Annotated in this window: 4 protein-coding genes; all 4 read left to right on the top strand. The window is 64.6% G+C overall.

Annotation, left to right across the window (positions count from 1 at the left end):
* Positions 1-86: 86 nt before the first annotated feature.
* Positions 87-1,040 carry an abortive infection family protein gene (locus ACFWBT_RS41870; RefSeq protein WP_385709734.1) on the top strand — a complete coding sequence of 318 codons (954 nt, stop codon included), beginning with the start codon at positions 87-89 and terminating at the stop codon, positions 1,038-1,040.
* Positions 1,041-1,324: 284 nt separating this feature from the next.
* Positions 1,325-1,972 (top strand): TIGR02391 family protein, encoded by a 648-nt coding sequence (locus ACFWBT_RS41875; protein WP_385709737.1) that lies wholly within the window; start codon positions 1,325-1,327, stop codon positions 1,970-1,972.
* A gap of 264 nt (positions 1,973-2,236) precedes the next feature.
* Complete coding sequence (gene istA / locus ACFWBT_RS41880; RefSeq protein WP_385709743.1) at positions 2,237-3,850, top strand: IS21 family transposase; 1,614 nt, start codon at positions 2,237-2,239, stop codon at positions 3,848-3,850.
* Positions 3,847-4,644, top strand: coding sequence for an IS21-like element helper ATPase IstB (gene istB, locus ACFWBT_RS41885; RefSeq protein WP_385709740.1), 798 nt, complete (start codon positions 3,847-3,849; stop codon positions 4,642-4,644). Before istA ends, istB begins: the two co-directional genes overlap by 4 nt.
* Positions 4,645-4,753: the final 109 nt, after the last annotated feature.

Here is a 4,753-nt window from a genome sequence, read left to right on the forward strand (position 1 = left end):
GTGGCTCCCCCCCCCCCCCCTCGCCCCCCGCGGGGGGGGCCCTCCCGGGGGGCCCCCTCCGCCCCCCCCGGGTCCATGATTACGGGATGGAACAGCCCTACGAGGATCCGTTCAACGAGCGTTCGGACCAGGCTCGCCGCATTACAGCTGTCACGCGCCGAGACATCTTCGACTACGTACGGACTGAAGGCGGACCCTGGTGGGGCCGGATGGAGGAAGCCGCTTTTCTCGCTCGCCTGTATGACTTGGAGTCGTTGCCCTCGACAGATTCGCGCTACACGACGGCACGCGGCGACATCATTCAGCATCGTGTGAACAACTACGACTGGGACGACGACTGGGTCTTCGACGACTCGCGTTTCCGGCTCGCGAGCGGACCCGACGAGGTGCTACTGGGCTTTCTCGCTCAGATGGTGCACCCGGTCGTGCAGTCTGACACCGAACGAGCAGCCAAGATCGTTTCAGACTTGAACAGTCTGCTCGTGCCTGATGGCTGGATGCTGAGGCCGCACAAGCAGATGTCAGGCCGGCCGGTGTACGCACCGACCCGTACTGGGAGCGGTGCCGGGGTTGCCATCTCGTTCGCCCACGAGGCGGTTGCTCGTATCGATACCGAGTACATCTCCCAGCAGGTGACGCGGATGGAGGGCGCTGTGGACACCGAACCGGAACTCGCTATCGGCACCGCTAAGGAGTTCGTTGAAAGCATCTGCAAAACGATTCTCGACGAACGTCAGGAGCCACACGGGAAGAACGACGACATCCCAACGATTGTCCGCAAAACCACCAAGGTCCTGCAACTGATGCCAGATGACATTGACTCTACCGCTCGCGCTGCTGACACGATCAAGCGGATGCTGATGAATCTCGCGACGCTCGTGCAAGGGTCGGCGGAACTACGCAACGCCTACGGCACCGGACACGGTAAGTCCAAGATGCAAGCTCAGCAACGCCTGACACCACGCCACGCACGGCTAGCGGTCGGAAGTGCAGCGACACTCGGCGTCTTTCTGTACGAGACTCACGAAGCCCGCAGTTAGCACGCTGCTGGGCTCGAATTCGGGTGACCAGTCGGGTTCTGGTTCCTCATCACCCATAACTTGACTTACGATGCGCGGTTTTGGGAGCACTGGTTATGACAGAGCGATCGACAGCGGCGGTGAAACGGCACCCTGTATGGGATGAGGGGGTAGTCACGGCGCTCGCCTTAGTACTCGCAGGTGAAGGAGGCCTCACCCACACACAAATCGGCCACTTCTTGGCTCTAACTGGCATCCAGGGTGACCCGGGGAAGACATACTCCAAGAAGGACCGCCTCACCACCGTGCTGATCAACCAACAACGCCGGACCGGGATGGCGAACCACATCATGGTGTTCATCAAGAACGTCATGACGCCGGTGTCCTACACGCAGCGGCCAGGTGATTTCGCCAAGCGCCAAGGTGACCTCAACGAAGTTCTTGTCCACGTCGGCTTCCGCGTCAACGACGAGGGACGCTTGGCACGCGGGCCCCAGGCGAGAACCCTCGATGAGGCTGCTCAGCATGCCAACTCACTACGAATCGAACTGCGTCGACGCGCGACCCATCCGGAGGTTCTCGCCTACTGCACCGCCGAGATCCTGACGAAGAATGCCTTTCATGCCAGCCTTGAGGCAGCCAAGTCAGTCCCTGCCCGACTGCGGCAACTCACCGGCGAGCAGGGAGACGGATCCCGCCTGGTCGACGCCACGCTCATGCCGGGCAGCACGGGTACTCCGCGCGTGGCCATCAACTCTGGGTCTTCGACAACGGATCTGGACGAACAGCGGGGGTTCGCAAACCTACTTAAGGGACTGCTGAGTATGTATCGCAATCCCACAGCACATGACCCGCGCATTCACCGCCAGGTGACCGACGACGAACTCCTTGAGTTGCTTACCACCCTGTCGATGATCCACCGACGTCTGGACACAGCAACCGTCAACCCGTGACCAGCCGGCGAAACCCCTGCTCTTCGATGCGTTGCCCCATGCGCGCGAACGCGCTCTTTTCCTTCCGTACTGCCAGGAGCACCACACTTGCCGGCCAGGACAATCCGTTGTGGCTTTATTCACGGGTTGTGAAGCCCGTTGTTCACGGGTTTGGGAGGCGCCCAGATCCACGGTCGGGTGATGTTCACGAGTTTTGAAGTCGCCGGGGTGCTTGCCACGGGAGCATCGGGATGCTCCTGGTGAAAGGGCCTGGTCATGCCGCAGATGTCGAAGATCGAGCTGTACGCGGCGATCCGGCGTGACCACCGTGGCGGCATGAAGATCCGGGAGATCGAGCGCAAGTACAACGTGTCGTGGCGGACGGTCCGCAAGGCCGTGGACTCGGTCTGGCCGGAGCCGCGGAAGCAGCTGCCGCCGAGGCCGACCGCGTTGGACCCCTACAAGCTGGTGATCGACGGGATGCTTCAGGCGGATCTGGACGCGCCGCGCAAGCAGCGGCACACGATCACGCGGATTTTTCATCGCCTGGTCGAGGAACACACCGCGGATGTCTCCTACCAAATGGTCCGGCGCTACGTCTCGGACCGGAAGCCGCAGATCCTCGTCGAGTCGGGGAAAGCCCCGGTCGAAGCGTTCATCCCACAGACCCACCAGCCCGGCATGGAGGCCGAGGTCGACTTCGGCGACGTGACGATCCGGCTCGCCGGCGAGCTTGTGACCTGCTATTTGTTCTCCTTCCGCCTGTCCTACTCGGGTAGGGCCGTTCATCGCGTCTTCGCGTCTTGTGGGCAGGAAGCCTTCTTCGAAGGGCATGTTCACGCCCTGCGGACGCTGGGCGGGGTCCCGCGGAGCAAGGTCCGATACGACAACCTGAAGGCCGCCGTCGCCCAGGTGCTGGGGCTGAGCCGGGCCAGGGTGGAAGCCGACCGGTGGATCGCCTTCAGGTCGCACTTCGGGATCGAGAGCTTCTACTGCCGGCCCGGCATCGAGGGCGCCCACGAGAAGGGCGGAGTGGAGGGCCAGATCGGCTACTTCCGCCGCAACCACTTCACCCCGGTGCCCGAGGTCGACTCGCTGGCCGAGCTGAACGAACTCGTCGATCAGTGGGATCTTCATGACGGGCGGCGCCGGATCGGTTCGCGGCCGCGGACGATCGACGAGTACTTCGAGGTCGAGCGGCCACTGTTGATGCCGCTGCCGGAGGAACCGTTCGAGACGGGGCGGCTGTTCACTCCGAGGGTCGACCGCTACAGCCAGATCGCGGTCCGCACGAACCGGTACTCGGTGCCGGTCCGGCTGATCGGCAAGCGGGTCCGGGTCGTGCTGCACGCCTCTCACCTGGTGGTTTATGACCGGAATGTGGAAGTGGCCCGGCACGAGCGGCTGATCGCGAAGGGAGGCTGCCGCCTGGATCTGGACCACTACCTGGAGGCCCTGATCCGCAAGCCGGGTGCCTTCCCCGGCGCCACCGCGCTCGAACAGGCCCGCTCGGCGGGCAAGTTCACCCCGGTCCATGACGCCTGGTGGGCCGCGGCGGTCAAGGCCCACGGAGACACGGCCGGGACGAGGGCGCTGATCGAGGTGCTGCTGCTGGCCCGCCACCTGCCGCACGAGCACCTGGTCGCCGGACTCGCGATGGCCCTGCGGGCAGGAGCCCTGACCGCGGACGCGGTCGCGCTGGAAGCCCGCAAGATCGCCCAGGCCGAGGACGAACCAGCCGGAACCCCGGGCGCGGCCACCGTGACGTTTCTGCACGAGTGGCGGCTCGCGCATCTTCCCCCGGACACCAGGCCGCTGCCCTCGGTGACCCACTACGACCAACTGCTCCGACGCCGTCGCGCCAGCGGCGGTGAACACCGCGAGGGAGAAGCACAGTGACCCTGCCCCGCCAGCGAGGACTGACCGAGCAGGCCGCCAACACGGCCATCGACACCGCCTGCCGCTTGTTGCGGCTTCCCTCGATCAGGAACGAGTTCTCCGACATCGCCGATCGGGCGCTGAAGGATCAGATGACCTACCGCGGTTTCCTCGCAGAGCTGCTGATGGCCGAGTGTGACGACCGGTCCAGGCGCCGGTCGGAACGGCGGATCAAGGCGGCCGGCTTCCCTCGGGACAAGTCGTTGCGGACCTTCGACTTCGACGCGAACCCGAACCTCGACGCGGCCACCATTCATACGCTCGCCAGCTGCGAATGGATCAAGAAAAGCCAGCCCCTCTGCCTGATCAGCGACTCCGGAACCGGCAAGTCACACATGCTGATCGCGCTGGGAACCGAGGCGGCGATGGCCGGTTACCGGGTCAAGTACGTGCTGGCCACGAAGTTGGTCAACGAGCTCGTCGAGGCCGCCGACGAGAAGCAACTCTCCAAGACGATCGCCCGCTACGGCCGCGTCGACCTGCTCTGCATCGACGAACTCGGCTACATGGAACTCGACCGCCGCGGCGCCGAACTCCTCTTCCAGGTCCTGACCGAACGCGAGGAGAAGAACAGCGTCGCCATCGCCTCCAACGAGTCCTTCGGCGGCTGGACCAAGACGTTCACCGACCCCCGCCTCTGCGCGGCCATCGTCGACCGCCTCACCTTCAACGGCACCATCATCGAGACCGGCACCGACTCCTACCGCCTCGCCAGCACCCGAGCCCGCGCCGAGGAGACAGCCAAGGCCGGCTGATCCCTGCCACTACCTACCTCGACGGGCCCCCGTGCACCGGGCGGCGGGGCGTCCGCGACGAACCCCGGCGCCGGTGTGGTATAAAAAAATTACGCGGGCGACGCATATG

This window comes from Streptomyces sp. NPDC060027 (assembly GCF_042737005.1).
Classification (GTDB): domain Bacteria; phylum Actinomycetota; class Actinomycetes; order Streptomycetales; family Streptomycetaceae; genus Streptomyces.